Origin of the sequence: Streptomyces sp. 135, from assembly GCF_020026305.1 — a bacterium.
Classification (GTDB): Bacteria; Actinomycetota; Actinomycetes; order Streptomycetales; family Streptomycetaceae; genus Streptomyces.
In genome coordinates, this window is record NZ_CP075691.1 from 4,455,217 (window position 1) to 4,474,033 (window position 18,817).

The following is an 18,817-nucleotide window of genomic DNA, read 5'->3' on the forward strand; positions in this document are numbered from 1 at the left end:
CCGAGCCACCCACCCGCCCCTACTCCGCCCCACCGCCGGAGGCCCCCGCCCCCTCATACAGCTCGAACCAAATGCTCTTCCCGTCCCCCCGCGGATCCACCCCCCACGCGTCCGCCAGCAACTCCATCAGCACCAGCCCCCGCCCGGACGACGCCAGCTCACCGGGATGCCGCTTGTGCGGCAGGTCGTCGCTGCCGTCCGCGACCTCCGCCCGCAGCCGCCGCGCCCCCGGCTCCCCGCTGACCTCGGCGACCAGCAGCGCGTCGCCGTCGGTGTGCACCAGGACGTTCGTGAGCATCTCCGAGACCATCAGGACCGCCGAGTCGACCTGGTCGTCGTCCGCCCAGTCGTGCAGCAGCTCCCGCAGGTGCCGGCGGGCCCCCGCGATGCGCTCCGGCTCGGCCTGCGCGACCGTCAGGACCGTGCGGCGGGCGGTGCGCTGCTCGGGGCGGCTGGTCCGGCTCAGCAGCAGGACCGCTATGTCGTCCTCGCGGCGGTCGGCCAGCGGGCCCGTCGTGTAGTGCGAGGAGGGCCCGTGCACGGCCTGCACGAGCGAGTCCGCGAGCTGTTCGAGACCGTTCCCGTGTTCGCCGCCGTCGCCCTCGCCCCCGTACTCCTCCAGGATCGTCCTGATCCGCGACCAGCCGCTGTCCAGGTCGTGGCCGCCGGTCTCGATCAGGCCGTCGGTGCAGATCAGCATCGTCTCGCCGGGCTCCAGGACGAGACGGGTCGTGGGGTAGTCCGCGTCCGGGTCGACGCCGAGCGGCAGCCCGCCCGCGGTGGCCCGTTGCAGAACCGTTCCGTCACTCATGCGTATCGCCGGTTCGGGATGGCCGGCGCGGCCGATCTCCAGGACGCCGGTCGCCGGATCCGCCTCGACGTACAGGCAGGTCGCGAAGCGCGGGTCGTACACCGTGGTCTCGTCGGCGCCGCTGCCGCTGGACCCGTACGTGATGGACTCCGTGATGCCCGACAGGAAGCGCGTGGCCCGGGAGAGCACCGCGTCCGGGCGGTGCCCCTCGGACGCGTACGCGCGCAGGGCGATCCGCAGCTGCCCCATCAGGCCCGCCGCGCGCACGTCGTGCCCCTGGACGTCGCCGATGACGAAGGCGATGCGGCCGCTCGGCAGCGGGATCATGTCGTACCAGTCGCCGCCGACCTGGAGGCCGCCGCCGGTCGGCACATAGCGGGCCGCCACGCTCATCCCCGGGATCTGCGGCCCGAGCATCGGCAGCATCGACCGCTGGAGGCCCTCGGTCAGCTCGCGCTCGGACTCCGCGACCCCGGCCCGGGAGAGGGCCTGCGCCAGCATCCGGGCGACCGTCGTCAGGACGGAACGCTCGTCGGGGGTGAAGGACACCGGGTAGGCGAAGGCGGCCATCCACGCGCCCATCGTGCGGCCCGCCACCGTCAGCGGCAGGAACGCCCACGACTGCCGCTCGAAGCGCCGGGCCAGCGGCCAGGCCGCCGGATAGCGGCGGCGGTAGTCCTCCGGCGAGGAGAGGTAGACCGCGCGGCCGGTGCGCACCACCTCGGCCGCCGGGTAGTCGGTGTCCAGCGGCATCGCGGAGAAGGGCCCGTCGTCGCCCGGCTGGTGGCCGTGGTGCCCGATGATCGTCAGCCGGTCGCCCGCCGCCCCGAAGACCGCGAGCCCGTCCGGCGAGAACCCCGGCATGGAGAGCCCCGCGGCGACCCGCAGCACCTCCTCCGTCGACCGGGCCTCGGCGAGCGCGCGGCCCGCATCCAGCAGGAACGCCTCGCGGGAGCGGCGCCAGTCACCCGTCACGGGTGTGCGGGCCGCGGTGCCCGGCGCGGGCTCGGTCACCTCCTGGAGGGTGCCGATCAGCTCGTACGCCTCGGTCGCGTCGTGCAGCACCGGCTTGGAGCGGCTGCGTACGGTGCGCAGCACGCGCCGCCCCGTGTCGTCCATGATCCGCAGCCGGGCCTCGGCGAGGGTGCCTTCGGCGACGGCCAGCTGGACGGTTCCGTAGATCTCGTTCCAGTCGACCGGGTGGAAGCGCGAGCGCACGGCGGCCTCGGTCAGCGTCTGGGCGCGTGCGGGCAGGCCGAGGAGCCGGGCCGCCTCCGCGTCCAGCGTGACGGTCCCGGAGGCGTTGTCCCAGCGCCACAGGCCGGTCGCGATGGCGGCCAGGACGTCCCGCACGGGAGGCAGGGGATCGTCCGCCACCTGCGAGAGGGGATCGTCGGTGCGCATTGACCCACTTTAGGAAGATGTACGGCGAAGTCGCCACCGAGCCCGGCCGCACCGGCCCCGCTCGGGCGGGCCCCGGCGGATATCCGGAAACCGATCTTCGCCCGGACGGTAGCCTTGGGAGGGTCTGCTCTCTCCCCTATTCGCGAAGACTGGATGAACGACGATGCATCGGTACAGGTCCCACACCTGCGGCGAGCTCCGCGCCTCTGACGTCGGCACCGACGTCCGGCTGAGCGGCTGGCTGCACAATCGCCGAGACCTGGGCGGCATTCTCTTCATCGATCTCCGCGATCACTACGGCATCACGCAGCTGGTGGCCCGCCCGGGCACCAAGGCCGCCGAGGTCCTGGACAAGCTCTCCAAGGAGACGGTCGTCCGCGTCGACGGCAAGGTCGTCTCGCGCGGCGCGGAGAACGTGAACACCGAGCTGCCCACCGGCGAGATCGAGATCGAGGCCTCCGACGTCGAGGTGCTCGGCGCGGCGGGCCCGCTGCCCTTCACGATCAACGCCGAGGACGGGGTGAACGAGGAGCGCCGCCTGGAGTACCGCTTCCTCGACCTGCGCCGCGAGCGCATGCACCGCAACATCATGCTGCGCAGCGCCGTGATCGCCTCGATCCGCTCGAAGATGGTGGCCCTCGGCTTCAACGAGATGGCGACGCCGATCCTCACCGCGACCTCCCCCGAGGGCGCCCGTGACTTCGTCGTCCCCTCCCGTCTGAACCCCGGCAAGTTCTACGCCCTGCCGCAGGCCCCGCAGCAGTTCAAGCAGCTGCTGATGATCTCCGGCTTCGACCGCTACTTCCAGATCGCGCCGTGCTTCCGCGACGAGGACGCCCGCGCGGACCGCTCGCCGGGCGAGTTCTACCAGCTCGACGTCGAGATGAGCTTCGTGGAGCAGGAAGACGTCTTCCAGCCCATCGAGAAGCTCATGACCGAGCTGTTCACGGAGTTCGGCGGCGGCCGCGAGGTCACCTCGCCCTTCCCGCGCATCCCGTTCCGCGAGTCGATGCTGAAGTACGGCAACGACAAGCCCGACCTGCGCGCGAAGCTCGAACTGCACGACATCACGGACATCTTCGAGGGCTCCGACTTCAAGGCCTTCGCGGGCAAGCACGTGCGCGCGCTGCCGGTGCCGGACACGGCCTCGCAGTCCCGCAAGTTCTTCGACGGCCTCGGTGACTACGCCGTCGAGCACGGCGCCAAGGGCCTGGCCTGGGTGCGCGTCGCCGAGGACGGCTCGCTGACCGGCCCGATCGCCAAGTTCCTGACCGAGGCGAACGTCGCGGAGCTGACCAAGCGGCTCGGCCTGGAGGCCGGCCACGCCGTCTTCTTCGGCGCGGGCGAGTTCGACGAGGTCTCCAAGATCATGTCGGCGGTGCGCGTCGAGGCGGCCAAGCGCGCGGGCCACTTCGAGGAGGGCGTCTTCCGCTTCTGCTGGATCGTCGACTTCCCGATGTACGAGAAGGACGAGGAGACCGGCAGGATCGACTTCTCCCACAACCCCTTCTCGATGCCCCAGGGCGGCATGAAGGACCTGGAGGAGAAGGACCCGCTGGACATCCTCGCCTGGCAGTACGACATCGTCTGCAACGGCATCGAGCTGTCCTCCGGCGCCATCCGCAACCACGAGCCCGAGGTCATGCTGAAGGCCTTCGAGATCGCGGGCTACGACGCGGAGACCGTGGAGCACGAGTTCGCGGGCATGCTGCGCGCGTTCCGCCTCGGCGCCCCGCCGCACGGCGGCATCGCCCCGGGCGTCGACCGCATCGTGATGCTCCTGGCCGACGAGCCGAACATCCGCGAGACGATCGCCTTCCCGCTCAACGGCAACGCCCAGGACCTGATGATGGGCGCGCCGACCGAGCTGGACGAGTCGCGGCTGCGCGAGCTGAACATCGCGCTGCGCAAGCCCGCGGCGCAGTAGCCGGAAGGGAAGGGGCCCGGAACCGAACGGTTCCGGGCCCCTTTTCTCGTTTCCCGGGCCTCATCTCCCTTGCCTGGGCCTCATCTTCGTTTCCCGGGCAACCCGAGCGGCGGCCCACCGCGTTCCACGGCTGTGGGAGACCGAAGAGAACGGTGGATACATGGGCGGCGGGGGCGACTTCGAGACGTTCGTCGCCGCCGCGCGGGAGATACCGGGGCTGGGGCCCCGGACGAGGGCGCGCATACCGGACGGCTCACGCCAGGCGCTGGTGGTGACCGGCGAGGCGCGGGACGCCAACCGCTCGACGGCGGTGCTCTACGCCCGGCAGGGCCGCACGGCCGACTGGCGGGCGGTGAGCGGTCCTTGGCCCGCGCACAACGCGCTGCGCGGCTGGACCGACCACCACCGCCAGGGCGACCTCAGGTCCCCCGTGGGCGTCTTCGGGCCGACCGACGCGGGCGGGCTGCTCCCGGATCCCGGGACCGACTTCCCGTACGACAGGGGCCCGGCGTTCAGGGCGCGCGGCACCGGCTTCGAGGGCGAGTCGCTGGACGGCTCCTTCGACTACGTCATCGCCGTCAACGACAACCGCAGGCCCGGTACGACACCGCTGGACTGGACCCGGCCGCTGGGCGCGGGGCGAGGCGGCGGAATCTGGCTGCATGTGGACCATGGAGGGCCCACTCAGGGGTGCGTGTCGCTGCCGAGGGCGCGCATGAAGGAACTGCTCCGCACGCTGGAGCCGGACGGGAAACCGGTGGTCGTGATGGGAGACGCGGCGGCGCTGGGCAGGTGACGCCCGCCCCGAGGGGTGGACCCTCAGGCGGCGTGCGTGGGCGAGGAATCAGCCTCGGCCTCGGCCCATTCGGTGACGAGCCGCTCATACACGCGCCGCTCGTCGGGCCGCAGCCGTCCGCCGGCGCCCAGCCACAGCGCACGGATCTCCTCGTTGACCTCCTCGGCGGTGCGCCGCCGGTCGGGGGAGGGAGTCGTGGCCATGCAGTGAAGCTTACGTAGGGGAGTGTGAAGACGGCGTCAAATTAAGCCGTCTCTCCGCATGACTTAGCTCACCGTGAAGTAAGCCGTGAGTCAGGCCACGTTGGCCAACGGCCTTCCGGACGTGGGGGAATGGCTCAGCCGCCGACCGGACCGAGCCGCACGGCGAGCCCGTCGAGCACGCGCTGGAGGCCGTAGTCGAAGGTCTCCTCACGGGCCTGCTGCGGATCCCCGACCCGCACGTCACCCGCATCGGCGCTCCCTGCGGCGAGACTCTCCGCGAACTCCCGCTCGGTCTTGCCGCTACGGGCGATCAGCGACAGGTACGCGGCCTCGCTCGTGGCCATGCCGATGACGTACGAGATGACGGTGCTCAGCGCCTGCTCGGTCTCGTCGGCGGGGAAGCCGGCCGCGTCGTAGACGGCGGCCATCCGCTGGGACATCTTCGTCACGTTCGGACCGAGGTGGATGAGGCCGACCTGACCGAGCACGGCGGCGACCCAGGGGTGCCGCAGGATCATGGCGCGCAGGCTGTAGGCGCTGCGGGCCGCCGCCTCGCGCCAGTCGGCGGCGCCGGTCGCGGCGGGCACCGCGAGCTCGCCGTAGACCTCGTCGACGACCAGCTCGATCAGTTCGTCCTTGTTGGCGACGTGGCGGTAGAGGGAGGTGGCGCCCGCGTCGAGGCGGGTGCCGAGCTTGCGCATGCTGAGCGCCTCGATCCCGTCCGCGTCGAGCAGCCGCACGGCCTCGGCCACGATCTGCTCCCGGCTCAGCTGCTCACGCTGCCGACGCGGACGGGTCCAGACCGAGGCGATCTCGGACTTCTTCTCACCGGGCACGGCGGCCTCCTCATGCGTCCTCGACTACGGAACACCGCCATCGTAGCGCACACCGTACGCAGGGCGCGTACGGTGTGCGAAAAACTTCACGTCCAGGGTTCGGGTGGCGGGTACGGCTCAGCCCTTTCTCATCAGTTCCACCGCCCGGCTGAAGCTGTCCGCGCCGTGGCCCGCTTCCACTACGCGGCGGAAGATGTCGCGTACCGCCTCCGGGAACGCCGCGTTCACGCCCGCGTCCGTCGCCGTGTGGACCACGTGGTCCATGCTGGCCAGGCCCATCACGGTGCGGTCCACGTCGCCCGCGTGGTTGCCCGCGTCGATGCGGGGGGCGTAGAAGTCGATGAAGTGGCCCATGCCCGCGAAGTTCTCGGTGGCGTACGGGGCGATCTCCGCGGCGGTGATGCCGTGGGCGCCGGCCACGGCCACGGCCTGCCAGTAGGCGATCATCGACGGCCAGAAGATGGCCATGTTCAGCTGGTACATCAGCGCGGCCAGGCCGGGGTCCTCGCCCCGGTAGTCCGTCTTGCCGGTGATCACTTCGAGGGCCGCGCGATGGGTGTCGTACGCGGCGCGCGGGCCGCTGTAGAACGTCGACGCGTCCGGTGTGCCGATCAGGGGCGGCGGGCACAGGACGCCGCCCGTGAGGTGGATTCCGCCCAGCTCCGTCACCCAGCGGGCGCCCGCCCGCGCCTTCTCGGGGGTGTCCGAACTGAGGTTCACCAGGGTGCGTCCGGCGATGGCCGCCTTGGCGGGTTCGAGGATCCCGTACATCGCGTCGAAGTCGGTGAGGCTGAGGACCGTCAGGTCGGAGGCCCGCAGGGCCTGTTCGGGCGTGGCCGCCAGGGTGGCGCCGCGCTCCACGAGGGCGTCGGCGCGGGACGCCGTGCGGTTCCAGAGGGTGACGCGGTAGCCCCGGTCGAGATAGGCGGCGGCCATGGCCTGGCCCATCGGGCCGAGGCCGATCACGGTGACAGTGGCGGTGGCGGTGGAGGGGGAGGTGCGCATGGGGGCTCCTGGTGTCAGAGAGGAAGCGGCTAGAACGATCGCTCTATTTAGCGGCTCGGACCGAACGTACCACAGCTCTAGAACGAACGCTCTACTTAATGCTCGGGTAAGGTGGCCCCATGGCCGACAGCAGCGCAGCGAAGAGCGCGACCCCCAGTACCCGCGACCGCATCGTCGTCGTCGCCGCACGGCTCATCCAGCGGCAGGGCTATGTGGGCACCGGCATCAAGCAGATCGCCAAGGAGGCCGAGGCCACGCTCGGCTCCGTCTACCACTTCTTCCCCGGCGGCAAGGAAGCCGTGGCGGTGGCCGCCCTCAGGCACAGCAGCGAGGAGTTCGCGGATCTGCTGCGCGAGGGGCTGGCCGGTGAGGGCGCGCCGGGCCCGGCCCTTGAGCGCTGCGCCGACGTCCTCGCCGTCGGGCTGCGGGAGTCGGGCTGGATCGACGGCTGTCCCGTCACGGCGGCGGCCCTGGAGACGCTCGGCACGGACTCCGAGATCCAGCGGGTCTGTGCGGAGGCGCTGCGCGGCTGGGAGCGGATCGTCGAGGAGCGGCTCGCCGCGTCGGGGATCGGCCCGGAGGACGCCCGGGAGCTGGCGACGACCGTGATCAGCGCCCTGGAGGGCGCCGAGGTGACGGCTCAGGTCAGCCGGAGCGAGGAGCCGCTGCGGGCGGTGGGCCGGCAACTGGCCCGGCTGGTCGGGGCGTACGGCGCGTAGCCGGGGGAACGGTCGCGGCCGGCCCCCCGTAGCGGCTCTGCACCGGACAGGGGTAGGGGTAGGTACGGAAAAGTCCCGGCGCCGCCCCGTGAATCAGGGGGCGGCGCCGGGACCTCGATGTCGGGTGCCGGGTGTCGTCCGCGACGCGTTACGCGGTCGGCTTCTCCTCAAGGCGGGGGAAGAGCACCGCGCCCTTCGTCACCGTCGAACCGGCCGGCAGCCGGCCCCACGTGCCCGCGTCCTGGACCCGCTGGTCGGCCAGCGCGCCGAGCGGGGCCTCGGCGCCGAGGGAGTCCCAGAGCTTCTGGGAGGTCTCCGGCATGACGGGGTTCAGCAGGACCGCCACCGCGCGCAGCGACTCGGCCGCCGTGTAGAGGATGGTCGCGAGGCGGGCGCGGCCCTCCTCCGAGTCGTCCTTGGCCACCTTCCACGGCTCCTGCTCCGTGATGTAGCCGTTGACCTGCTTGACGAAGGCGAAGATCGAGAGGATGCCGGACTGGAAGTCCAGCTCCTCGCCGATCGCGCGGTCGGCGTCCGCGACGGCCTTCGCCAGGCCGTCCTGGACCGCCTTCTCGGCGTCACCGGAGGCCGTGGCCGCGGGCAGTTCGCCGCCGAAGTACTTGCCGACCATGGCCGCGACGCGTGAGGCGAGGTTGCCGTAGTCGTTCGCCAGCTCGCTGGTGTAGCGGGCGGAGAAGTCCTCCCACGAGAACGAGCCGTCGCTGCCGAAGGCGATGGCGCGCAGGAAGTACCAGCGGTACGCGTCCACGCCGAAGTGCGAGGTCAGATCCTGCGGCTTGATGCCCGTCAGGTTCGACTTCGACATCTTCTCGCCGCCGACCATCAGCCAGCCGTTCGCGGCGACCTTGCCCGGCACCGGCAGGCCCTGCGCGAGCAGCATCGCGGGCCAGATCACCGCGTGGAAGCGGAGGATGTCCTTGCCGACGAGGTGCACGTTCGCGGGGAAGGTGGCGTCGAACTTCCGCTGGTCCGCGCCGTAGCCGACCGCCGTGGCGTAGTTCAGGAGCGCGTCGACCCAGACGTAGATGACGTGCTTGTCGTCCCAGGGGACCTTCACGCCCCAGTCGAACGTCGAGCGCGAGATGGAGAGGTCCTGAAGGCCCTGCTTGACGAAGTTCACGACCTCGTTGCGCGCCGACTCCGGCTGGATGAAGCCGGGGTTGGCCTCGTAGAGGGCGAGGAGCTTGTCGCCGTACTCACTGAGCTTGAAGAAGTAGTTCTCCTCCTTGAGGAGCTCCACCGGCTTCTTGTGGATCGGGCAGAGTTTCGTGCCGTCCTCGGCCTCGATGAGGTCGCCGGGGAGCTTGTACTCCTCGCAGCCCACGCAGTACGGGCCCTCGTACCCGCCCTTGTAGATCTCGCCCTTGTCGTAGAGATCCTGGACGAACTCCTGCACGCGGTCCGTGTGACGCTTCTCCGTGGTGCGGATGAAGTCGTCGTTCGCGATGTTCAGGTGCTCCCAGAGGGGCTTCCAGGCCTCGGTGACGAGCTTGTCGCACCACTCCTGCGGGGTGACGTCGTTCGCCTCGGCCGTGCGCATGATCTTCTGACCGTGCTCGTCCGTGCCGGTGAGGTACCACACCTTCTCGCCGCGCTGACGGTGCCAGCGCGTGAGCACGTCCCCTGCAACGGTCGTGTAGGCGTGGCCCAGGTGAGGAGCGTCGTTTACGTAGTAGATGGGGGTCGATACGTAGAACGCCTTCGCGTTCTCGTCCGCTCCCTGCTTCTCGGATCCAGTGGCCGCCATGGTCGAAATCCTAACGGCCCCGCGAAGATCCACTCACCTCGATATCAAGGGGCGGACCCGGCAGCTCCGGTGGCCGGGTCCGCCGTCGCCCACCGTCGGGCTACGGGCGCCAGGACGCCAGCAGGCCCTCGTACAGCTCCTTGTCCGTGAGCTCGCGGGGGGTGGGGCCCGCGTGGAAGAACGCGGCGTTGTCCGCCTTGAGCTTGCGGAGGTAGTCGAAGCCCTTCGCGTCGTGGTCGCCGAAGGCGATGAACTGGAAGAAGAGCGGGTGCGTGGCGGCGTCGGCCAGGGCCTGGGTCGCGGGGCCCTTCGCGTCGGGGGCGCCGTCCGTCTGGAAGATCACCAGGGCGGGGGTGCCGTTCTCTTTGCTCTCTTTGTGCTCCGACTTCGCGTAGTGCGATTCGTAGTGCGATACGACCTCTTCGATCGCGCGGTGGTAGCTGGTGCGGCCCATGTGGCCCGCGGCGGCGTGCAGCTCGTCGATGCGGCCCTCGTGCTCGGGGAGGGTGAGGGTGGCGGTGCCGTCGATGTCGGTGGAGAAGAAGACGACGTGGACCGTGGCCTCGGGGGCCGGCGTCAGGTGTGCGGCCAGGGCGAGGGTCTGGTCGGCGAGGCTCTGGGCGGAGCCGTCCTTGTAGTACGGGCGCATGGAGCCGGAGCGGTCCAGGACGAGGTAGACGGGGGCGCGGGTTCCGGTGAGGCCGTTCTTCTTCAGGGCGGCGCCGGCGGCCTTGTAGGCGGTGGCCAGGGCGGGGGCCTTGGCTTTGACCTTGGCGGCGGAGAGGACGGGGGGCGCCGCCTTGGCTTCGGGTTCGGGCTTGGCCTTGGGTTCGGCGGGGGTTTCGGGTTCGGCCTTGGCTTCGGGTTCGGGCTTGGCCTTGGGTTCGGCGGGGGTTTCGGGTTCGGCCTTGGCTTCGGGCTCCGCCGGGGTGGTGGGTTCGGCCGGGGTTTCCGGCTGCGCCTTGGCTTCGGGCTCCGTCACGGGCGGTGTAGTTGCCGGTGCTTCATCGGCACCGGCAGCTTCGGGCTGTGCCCGCTCGGCTGCCGCAGGCTTCGGCTCGGGTTCCGCTTCAGCCGCAGTCTCGGCGGTGGGGGCGTCCGGCTCGGCCGCCGCGGGCTCGGGCTCGGGTTCGGCTTCGGCCACGGTTGCGGTGGGGGCGTCCGGTTCAGCCGCCGCAGGCTCGGCCTCGGGTTTCGCTTCAGCCGCAGGCGTAGCGGTGGCGTCCGGTTCAGGCGCCGCAGGCTTCGGTGTCGAGTGGTCTGCCCCCTGCGCCGGGACCGTCACGTTGTCGAACGCCGCGGCTACCAGGTCGTCGACCGTGGAGGGGGTCGGCTCGGGGCTGGGGGACGGGAGCGTGGCCTTGTGGGCCGGCTCCGGGGTGGGCTCCGGGGACGGGGACGGCAGCGTCACGTCCTCCGCGGGGTGCGGTTCCCCTGCCGCGGTCGCACGCTCGGGCTCCCGTGCCTCAGGAACGCTCTCCTTGCGTGACCGACCGAACGCGTTCCGCAGGCGACTCAGAATGCCCATGTGCGCAACCCTCCGCGTGAGTTGATTCCCGAAAACCCCTGGAATCCCTGGCCAGGGCGGACACGTAAGGTTAGCCGCCGCCGTCCGCGATCTTCGGCAGGGTCACCGCCCGGCCATCCCTCGCGTCAACCCGTTGTCAACTTCCTCCCATGTGCCACGGATTCACCCTCCGTTCACCCGCAGGCCGCCGCCGTGCCGGAACCCACACCTAGCCTCACGGCGGAATCAAGCCACGCCATGACGACGGAGGATCCGTGCCCAAGCTGCTGCCGATCATCACCTCGCATCAGGGGAGCGGCGGCCGTTCCGCCCTGACCTGCCGCTTCCGCTGCGGCGACGCCTGCTTCGGCGAGGTGCCCAACACCAGCGAGAACGAGTACGTCGGCGACGTCATCGCCGGTGCGCTCAGCCGCCGTTCGATGATGCGCGCCGCCGCCGTCGTGACGGTCGCCGCCACCGCGGGCAGCACCCTCATAGCGGGCCCCGGAGTCAGTGAGGCCGCCGCGGCCGCGCCTGAAGGACGTACGGCCGGAAAGGGCAGGGGCGCACGCGGCCTGCGGTTCGCGCCCGTCGCACCGAACACCAAGGACGCCGTCACCGTCCCCGCCGGCTACGGACAGAACGTCGTCATCCGCTGGGGCGAGCCCATCCTGCGCGGCGCGCCCGCCTTCGACCCCGACCGGCAGACCGCCAAGGCGCAGGCCGGGCAGTTCGGTTACAACAACGACTTCCTGTCCCTCCTGCCGCTGCGCGGCGAGCACGGCCGTCAGGTCCTCGTCGCGAACCACGAGTACACGGACGAGATCCTGATGTTCAAGGGGTACGACCCCGAGAACCCGACCCGCGAGCAGGTCGAGATCGCCTGGGCGGCGCACGGCCTCTCCGTCGTCGTGGTGGAGGGGGAGCGGCGCAGCGGCGCGCTGCGCGCCGTCACCCGGCACCACCTGAACCGCCGCCTCACCGCCACCAGCCGCTTCCGCCTGACCGGCCCCGCCGCGGGCAGCGACCTGGTCCGTACGAAGGCCGACCCGCGCGGCACCACGGTTCTCGGCACGCTCAACAACTGCTCCGGCGGCACCACGCCCTGGGGCACCACGCTGCACGGCGAGGAGAACTTCAACCAGTACTTCGCCAACGCGGTGCAGGTGACCGACCCGACGGCCGCCGCGCGCCTCAAGCGCTACGGCGTGTCCGGTGCCGCCTCCGAGCGGAAGTGGGAGCGGTTCGACGACCGCTTCGACCTCGCCAAGGAGCCCAACGAGGCCAACCGCTTCGGCTGGGTCGTCGAGCTCGATCCGTTCGACCCGGACTCGACGCCCCGCAAGCGCACCGCGCTCGGCCGCTTCAAGCACGAGGCCGCGCAGCCGCGCCTGACGGACGACGGGCGCCCGGTGGTCTACATGGGCGACGACGAGAAGTTCGACTACTTCTACAAGTTCGTCAGCAGCAAGCGCATGGCCAAGGGCAAGTCCCGCGCCGCGCACGAGCACAACCTCACGCTGCTCGACGAGGGCACCCTCTACGTGGCCAAGCTGACCGGTGACTCCCCGGCGGCCGAGATCGACGGGAAGGGCACGCTGCCGCAGGACGGCGAGTTCGACGGCAGCGGCCGGTGGATTCCGCTGGCCACGGCCGGACCCGGCGGCAAGGCCGTCAGCCACGTCGAGGGCATGACCGCCGAGGAGGTGTACGTCTTCACGCGCCTCGCCGGTGACAAGGTCGGCGCCACGAAGATGGACCGCCCCGAGGACATCGAGCCGTCGCCGCACACCGGCAAGGTGTACGTCGCGCTCACCAACAACTCCGACCGCGGCAAGCCGGGCAAGGCAGGCGCCGACGAGGCCAACCCGCGCAACCTCAACAAGCACGGGCAGGTCCTGGAGCTGACCGAGCGCCGGAACCGCGCCGACGCCACCACCTTCGCCTGGTCGCTGTTCCTGGTGGCCGGTGACCCGGACGACCCCTCGACGTACTTCGCGGGCTTCCCCAAGGACCGGGTCTCCCCGATCTCCTGCCCGGACAACGTCGCCTTCGACCCGCACGGCAACTTGTGGCTCTCCACCGACGGCAACCAGCTCGGCTCCCACGACGGCCTGTTCGGTGTGGCCACGCGCGGCGAGCGGCGCGGTGAGCTCAAGCAGTTCCTGACCATGCCGACCGGCGCCGAGACCTGCGGTCCGCTCATCCAGGACCGGCGCGTGCTCGTCGCCGTGCAGCACCCGGGCGAGGTGGACGGCGCCTCCGTCGAGAAGCCCGCGAGCGCCTGGCCCGACGGCCCGGGCAAGCTGGTGCGTCCGTCGGTCGTCTCCGTGTGGCGTAAGGACGGCCGCGACATCGGCGTCTGACCCGGAAGCAGGCGGGAGTACGTAGGCGGAGGGGCATCCGGCAGCCGCCGGGTGCCCCCTTCCGCGCAGGCGTCATCCGCCGGAGGTCACCGGCCGGCCGGGACCAGCGTTCCGCCGGCGGCACCGCGGGCGTCGCCGGACCGCAGCAGCCACTCCGTATAGGCGGCGGACTGCCGGGCCGCCTCCCAGTAGGCGGCCTCCAGCTCGCCGTAGACCGCGTTCAGCTCGTCCTCCGTGCGGGCCGCCACCATCAGGCGTACGCCGATGGGGTCGCCGTGGAGGGGGCGTACGGCCATGTCGGCGCGGGCCCGTGAGGTCGGCTGGCAGAGCGTGACGACCTCGCCGGTGGCGACGAGAGACGCGGCGGTGAGGTAGTCGCCGTGCAGGACAGGGGGGTTGAGGCCGGCCGTGGTCAGGACGCGGCGCAGGCCGTCCCACTCGCCGTCGACGGTCGGGTCGACCATCCAGCGGTCGTCCGCGAGGTCGCTGAGCCGCACGACGGGCCGCTCCGCCGCCGGGTGGTCGGCGGCCAGGGAGACGAACTGCGGCTCGCGGTCGAGGAGGACACGTCTTCGCAGGGCCTCCGGCAGCCGCAGCGGGCTGCCCTCCACCTCGTGCACGAACGCCACGTCGAGCTGTGCCGCGGCCACCATGCGCAGCAGCGCGTTGGCGGACACGTCCATCTGGAGCGAGATCTCCGTGCCCGGCAGGCGCACGCGCAGCCGGCGCAGCCAGCCCGGTATGGCGCGGCTCGCCGTGGAGCCGATGCGCAGCCGCGGGCCCTCGGCGGCGCGGGCGGCGGCGGCCCTGGTCTCGGCGACCAGGGACCGCATCTCCGTGACCAGGGGGCGGGCCCGGCTCAGGACGACCCGGCCGAGTGGCGTCGGCCGGCAGCCGGTGCGCTCGCGGGCGAAGAGCTGGCCGCCGAGCGCGTGCTCGATGCGGCGCAGCTGGGTCGTCAGCGACGGCTGGCTCATGCCGAGCTGACGCGCCGCCTTGTGCAGGCTGCCGGTGTCGGCGATGGCGCACAACGCGCGGAGGTGCCTGACCTCGAGCTCCATGGTCGATGAGCGTAGAGGCGGTACGGCCGCCGCACCAGACACCCAAACCCCGTGAGAACCAGCCGTTCTGGACCGGCCGAGTCCGGTGATAGCTCCGGGCTATCGCGTCTTGCCATCATCCCCACGCGCCCCCTGCTCCCCGAGACTCACAGCCACCGAAAAGTTCACCTTTCATCGACCCCCCACGGTCGGTCGAACGAGTAGGGAGCCCCCCCCACACATGAGCAAGCGATACCTGTCCGTCGTGGCCGTCCTCGGACTCACCGTCACCGGACTCGGTGGCGCCGCCACGTCGGCGTCGGCCGCGACCCCCGCCCTGAACTCGTCCTCCGCCTCGTACGCCCAGTACGAGGGATCGGCATACGAGGGTTCGGCGCGGGAGGCCAAGGCCAACAAGGCGTTCTTCGAGGCCGTCGTGAAGGCGGTCGCCGAGAAGCGCGCGGCCAACCCCGGGGCGAAGTCCGTGACCGTCGTCTACGACGCCTCCGGAGCGCCCACCTTCGCCCGGCAGATAGCGAGTTCCACCTCCATATGGAACTCGGCGGTCTCCAACGTCAAGCTGCAGCAGGGCAGCTCCGGCGCGAGCTTCTCGTACCGCGAGGGCAATGACCCGCGCGGCTCGTACGCGAGCACCGACGGGCACGGCAAGGGGTACATCTTCCTGGACTACGCGCAGAACAAGGAGTACGACGCGACCCGCGTCACCACCCACGAGACCGGGCACGTACTCGGGCTGCCGGACACCTACGACGGGCCGTGCAGCCAGCTGATGTCGGGCGGCGGCCCCGGCCCGTCCTGCACGAACGCGCAGCCGGACGCGGCGGAGCGGTCGAAGGTGGAGCAGCTGTGGGCCAACGGGCTCGCGAAGGCGCTGCACAAGGTGCGCTAGGGAACGGTCGTCGGGGAGCCGCGGGCCGGTCGTGGCCGGTCGCGCGGTTCCCCGCGCCCCTTCAGGGAGCCAGGGCTTAGGGGCTCAGGGCTTCGGGGAGGCGATGGCCCGTGCCGCGCCGACCTCTTGGCGCAACGGTTCCAGGACGCTGTCCTTCGGGCCGACCGTGAATTCCGTACGCACCTCTTCGAGCACCGCCGACGCCCGCAGGCCGCCCGCCAACTCCCGTAGTTCGCGTGCCACTTCGGCCACCTCGTCGGGTGCCGGCGGCCGCGCTCCGTGCCGGATGCGGACCCTCGCGGCGGTCGTCGCGTCCAGGATGCGTTCGACGGCGACGACCAGCGGCCACCAGGCGGCGGCGCGCGTGCCGGTCGGCGGCGGCTCGGTCAGGGCCCGCTGGAACTCGGAGCGGATGACGGACAGGTCGCGGTAGAGGCGGCGGCGCATGCGGGCGCGGGCGGCCGGTTCGACGGCGGCCCCGAACGCGGACTCCACATATCCGGCGGTGTCGGCGACCGCGTCAGCGAGCCGGTCGCCGATCCGGGTGCCCCAGCTCTCGGGCCAGAGCAGATAACCGGCGACGAGCGCGATGGCGCAGCCGATCAGGCTGTCGACCAGACGCGGCACGACCAGGCCGAGCCCCTGGTGGTTGAGGATGTCGGAGAGCAGCAGGATCACCGGGGTGATCGCCGCCGTCTGGTAGCCGTAGCCGCGCGTGGTGAGGGCCGGGATGAGCGGGGCGAGCAGCATCATCACGGGCACGTCCCACCAGCCGTGCGGCACCTGGACGAGGACGGCGGCGGCGACCACCAGGCCGGCGGCCGTGCCGAGCGCGCGCAGGACGGCGCGCGAGAAGACCGAGCCGAAGTCGGGCTTGAGGACGAACGTGACGGTGAGCGCGACCCAGTACGACCTGGGGACGTCGATCAGCGAGACGAGGGCCTGCGCGATGCCGATGCAGAGCGCGAGCCGCAGGCCGTAGCGCCAGGAGGCGCCGGACAGGACGACGTTGCGGGCGGCACGGCGGATCCGGACGCTCAGCGCCGCCGGGTGGCCGAGCCGGTCGTCGGCCTTGATGACGCCGAGCGGGTCGGCGTCGCCCAGCGTCTCCACGGCGTGCAGCACGGCGTGGTCGAGGGCGCGGGCGGCGTGGTCGCGGGGTTCGGGGAGGCGTTCGGGGTCCGGGGTCCAGGCGGTCGGGGCGCCGCCGCCGTGCTCGATCGCCCGCGCCATGTCGCGGATGACGGCGGGGATCTCGGGCGGCAGGCGTACGCAGGCGTGGCGGGCGCTCAGATGGGTGGCGGGGGCGGCTTCGACGATCGGGGTGAGGGCGTTCAACCGGGCGACGAGCCGCACCAGTTCGGGGTTGCGGCCGTGGTCACGAGTGCGGCGGGCGAGGACGAGGTCGTAGCTCTGGTTGAGGGAGGCGGTGACGGCGGCGCGCGCGTCGTCGTACGCGTCCGTGCCCGCGGCGTCGAGGAGCGCGGCCACCGAGCGGTAGGAGGCGGCGACGGCGGCGCGTTCGGGGACGCCGGAGCGCAGCGGCCAGGCGAGCAGGCCGAGCGCGAGGACGAGGAGGCCGCCGCCGGTCATCAGGGCCGGGGCGAGCCACCACTGGCCCGGCATCGGAAGGCCCGCGCCGACCACGCAGTTGAGGAGCAGGAGCAGCCCGCCGACGGAGGCGACCGCGCCGATCGTCGACATCATCCCGGAGACGAGCGCCACGAACGTGACGGCGCCGACCGCCACCCAGCCGTGCCCGAAGACGAGCGAGCCGAGGGTGACACCGAGGGCGCCGAAGAGCTGCGGCACGGCGATGTTGAGGACGCGCATGCGGTAGGCGTCGGCGGTGTCGCCGATGACGCCGGAGAGGGCGCCCATGGAGGCGAGCGCGCCGTACGTGGGCTGTCCGGCGAGGATGCCGACGGCGAGCGGCAGGGCCATGGCGACCGAGGCGCGGGCGACGGCCGCCCAGGGGATGGGCGCGGACTGCGGCTTGAGGGACCGGACGAGCCAGTCGGGTGGGGTGAGCGGGCGCAGTGGGCCGCGTGATTCCGGTGGGGCGGCGGGGGTCTCACGGGGCATGTGCCCATTATCGCCGCTTTACGGTGCTTGCCCTGGCCGGTGGATCAGCGGTCTGTTCCGTCCGGCCGGTGCAGGGTGAGCGTGACGACGAGTGCCCGGTGGTCGGTGTTGCCGATCTCCAGGAAACGGGCGTCGCGGGCCGCGAAGTCCGGGGTCGCGAGGATGTGGTCGATCTGCGTGCCGAGCGGCGAGGGCACGGCCGTGGGCCAGCTGGGGGTGCGCGAGGAGCCGGCGAGGCGGGCGGCGTCGCGCAGCCCCTGGTCGAGGACCGAGCGGAACGCGGCGTGGTCCTGGGTGGCGTTGAAGTCCCCGGCGATGATCGTGGACCTGCCGTCGCCGTCGGCGGCGTACTCCTGGAGCTTGCGCATCTCCGAGCGCCACAGGTCGACCTGGCGGGGCATCGGCGGCATGGGGTGCGCGAGGAGAATCCGCACCGGATGACCCTTCACGTCGGCGATGGCACCCGGCATTCCGAGCGTGGCCCGCACGCGGTGCGGGTCCTTCAGCGGCACCTTGGAGAGGATGACGGAGCCCTCGGGGCCGTACGCGGCGACGGCCTCGCGGTGGGGGTAGTCGGCGCGGGGGAGTTCCTCGCGGAGCAGGGCGGCGCAGGCGTGGTCGCACTCGGGGACGAAGAGCAGATCGGGCCGCTCCTCGCGCACGGCCTTGATCAGGCCCTTCGTGCCGCGCCCGTACTCCACGTTGGACGTCATGACGCGCAGTTCGGCGACGGCGTCGCCGCGCGGTGCGTCGGTGTTCCCGTAGGGCTCCATGTACCAGGCGACGAGGCCGAGCACGACGACGCCCCACACCATGCCGAGGCGCCAGCGGGCGAGCAGGGCCAGCGCCAGGCCGGCGGCAGTGGGCACGAGCAGCCAGGGCAGGAAGGCGAGCAGTTGCGGTAGGGGTGTGAAACCGTCGGAGTCGGCGACGCGGAACCCGATGACGGCGCTGACGCCGGCCAGCGGTATGGCCGCGGTCCATGCGGCGGCTCGGCCTCGGCGGCGGGGTGCGGTGCGGGCCGCCTCCGGCTCGGTGTCCGGGGCGACGGTCACGCTGTCCAAGGCGGGGCCTCTGCTTTCGGGTGGGGCGGGGCGGGTGTGTTCGGCTGTGCGGAATCCTGCCGTATGCGGGGTACGGGGTGTGTCGGGTGCGGGCCGGTCGTGGCTGGTCGCGCAGTTCCCCGCGCCGCTTGAGAGGCGGTTGGGTCGGGTGCGGGTTGTGGGTGGTTGCTCGCGCAGTTCCCCGCGCCCCTTGAGGGGCGGTTGGGTCGGGTGCGGGTTGTGGGTGGTTGCTCGCGCAGTTCCCCGCGCCCCTTGAGGGGCGGTTGGTCGGGTGCGGGTGGTCGGTGGCTGGTCGCGCAGTTCCCCGCGCCCCCTAACGGGGGCTGGTGTGGGTGGTCGGGCGCCCCGCCAGGGGCGCGGGGAACGGCGCGAGCAA

General features: G+C 71.8%; 14 protein-coding genes. 5 read left to right on the top strand and 9 right to left on the bottom strand.

The annotated features are described in order from the left end of the window. Positions 1-19 precede the first annotated feature (19 nt). Positions 20-2,215, bottom strand: coding sequence for a SpoIIE family protein phosphatase (locus tag KKZ08_RS20060; protein WP_223775766.1), 2,196 nt, complete (start codon positions 2,213-2,215; stop codon positions 20-22). Between the two features lie 163 nt (positions 2,216-2,378). Here KKZ08_RS20060 and aspS point away from each other — a divergent pair, with 163 nt between their 5' ends. Both aspS and KKZ08_RS20070 read left to right on the top strand, forming a co-directional pair. Continuing rightward, positions 2,379-4,142 (top strand): aspartate--tRNA ligase, encoded by a 1,764-nt coding sequence (aspS, locus tag KKZ08_RS20065; RefSeq protein WP_223775767.1) that lies wholly within the window; start codon positions 2,379-2,381, stop codon positions 4,140-4,142. A gap of 160 nt (positions 4,143-4,302) precedes the next feature. Further along, positions 4,303-4,938 (top strand): L,D-transpeptidase family protein, encoded by a 636-nt coding sequence (locus KKZ08_RS20070; protein WP_223775768.1) that lies wholly within the window; start codon positions 4,303-4,305, stop codon positions 4,936-4,938. Positions 4,939-4,961: 23 nt separating this feature from the next. Here KKZ08_RS20070 and KKZ08_RS20075 read toward each other — a convergent pair whose 3' ends face one another. The 3 genes from KKZ08_RS20075 to KKZ08_RS20085 all read right to left on the bottom strand — a co-directional run bounded on the left by KKZ08_RS20075 (position 4,962) and on the right by KKZ08_RS20085 (position 6,982). Continuing rightward, entirely contained in the window at positions 4,962-5,141 is a 180-nt protein-coding gene (locus KKZ08_RS20075; protein ID WP_223775769.1) for a hypothetical protein, read from the bottom strand. 134 nt (positions 5,142-5,275) lie between these two features. Then, a complete protein-coding gene (locus tag KKZ08_RS20080; protein WP_223775770.1) occupies positions 5,276-5,977 on the bottom strand; it encodes a TetR/AcrR family transcriptional regulator in 702 nt (233 codons plus the stop codon). A gap of 117 nt (positions 5,978-6,094) precedes the next feature. Continuing rightward, complete coding sequence (locus KKZ08_RS20085) at positions 6,095-6,982, bottom strand: NAD(P)-binding domain-containing protein (RefSeq protein ID WP_223775771.1); 888 nt, start codon at positions 6,980-6,982, stop codon at positions 6,095-6,097. A 119-nt stretch (positions 6,983-7,101) separates the two neighbouring features. Here KKZ08_RS20085 and KKZ08_RS20090 point away from each other — a divergent pair, with 119 nt between their 5' ends. After that, entirely contained in the window at positions 7,102-7,701 is a 600-nt protein-coding gene (locus tag KKZ08_RS20090; RefSeq protein WP_223775772.1) for a TetR/AcrR family transcriptional regulator, read from the top strand. A gap of 148 nt (positions 7,702-7,849) precedes the next feature. Here KKZ08_RS20090 and metG read toward each other — a convergent pair whose 3' ends face one another. Next, on the bottom strand, positions 7,850-9,469 hold the full coding sequence (gene metG, locus KKZ08_RS20095; RefSeq protein WP_223775773.1) for a methionine--tRNA ligase: 1,620 nt from the start codon (positions 9,467-9,469) through the stop codon (positions 7,850-7,852). Positions 9,470-9,569: 100 nt separating this feature from the next. Next, positions 9,570-10,997 carry a VWA domain-containing protein gene (locus tag KKZ08_RS20100; protein WP_223775774.1) on the bottom strand — a complete coding sequence of 476 codons (1,428 nt, stop codon included), beginning with the start codon at positions 10,995-10,997 and terminating at the stop codon, positions 9,570-9,572. 254 nt (positions 10,998-11,251) lie between these two features. Here KKZ08_RS20100 and KKZ08_RS20105 point away from each other — a divergent pair, with 254 nt between their 5' ends. Then, complete coding sequence (locus tag KKZ08_RS20105) at positions 11,252-13,342, top strand: PhoX family protein (RefSeq protein WP_223775775.1); 2,091 nt, start codon at positions 11,252-11,254, stop codon at positions 13,340-13,342. Between the two features lie 86 nt (positions 13,343-13,428). On the opposite strand, the gene KKZ08_RS20110 is transcribed toward KKZ08_RS20105, so the two are convergent. Further along, positions 13,429-14,403, bottom strand: coding sequence for a LysR family transcriptional regulator (locus KKZ08_RS20110; protein WP_223775776.1), 975 nt, complete (start codon positions 14,401-14,403; stop codon positions 13,429-13,431). A gap of 220 nt (positions 14,404-14,623) precedes the next feature. Here KKZ08_RS20110 and snpA point away from each other — a divergent pair, with 220 nt between their 5' ends. Further along, on the top strand, positions 14,624-15,292 hold the full coding sequence (gene snpA / locus KKZ08_RS20115) for a snapalysin (protein ID WP_223775777.1): 669 nt from the start codon (positions 14,624-14,626) through the stop codon (positions 15,290-15,292). A gap of 84 nt (positions 15,293-15,376) precedes the next feature. Here the strand turns inward: snpA and KKZ08_RS20120 are convergent, their stop codons facing one another. Together KKZ08_RS20120 and KKZ08_RS20125 are read right to left on the bottom strand one after the other, a co-directional pair. Beyond that, positions 15,377-17,377 carry an FUSC family protein gene (locus KKZ08_RS20120; RefSeq protein WP_223775778.1) on the bottom strand — a complete coding sequence of 667 codons (2,001 nt, stop codon included), beginning with the start codon at positions 17,375-17,377 and terminating at the stop codon, positions 15,377-15,379. A gap of 44 nt (positions 17,378-17,421) precedes the next feature. Next, positions 17,422-18,441, bottom strand: a complete 1,020-nt coding sequence (locus KKZ08_RS20125) for an endonuclease/exonuclease/phosphatase family protein (RefSeq protein ID WP_223775779.1) — start codon at positions 18,439-18,441, stop codon at positions 17,422-17,424. Positions 18,442-18,817: the final 376 nt, after the last annotated feature.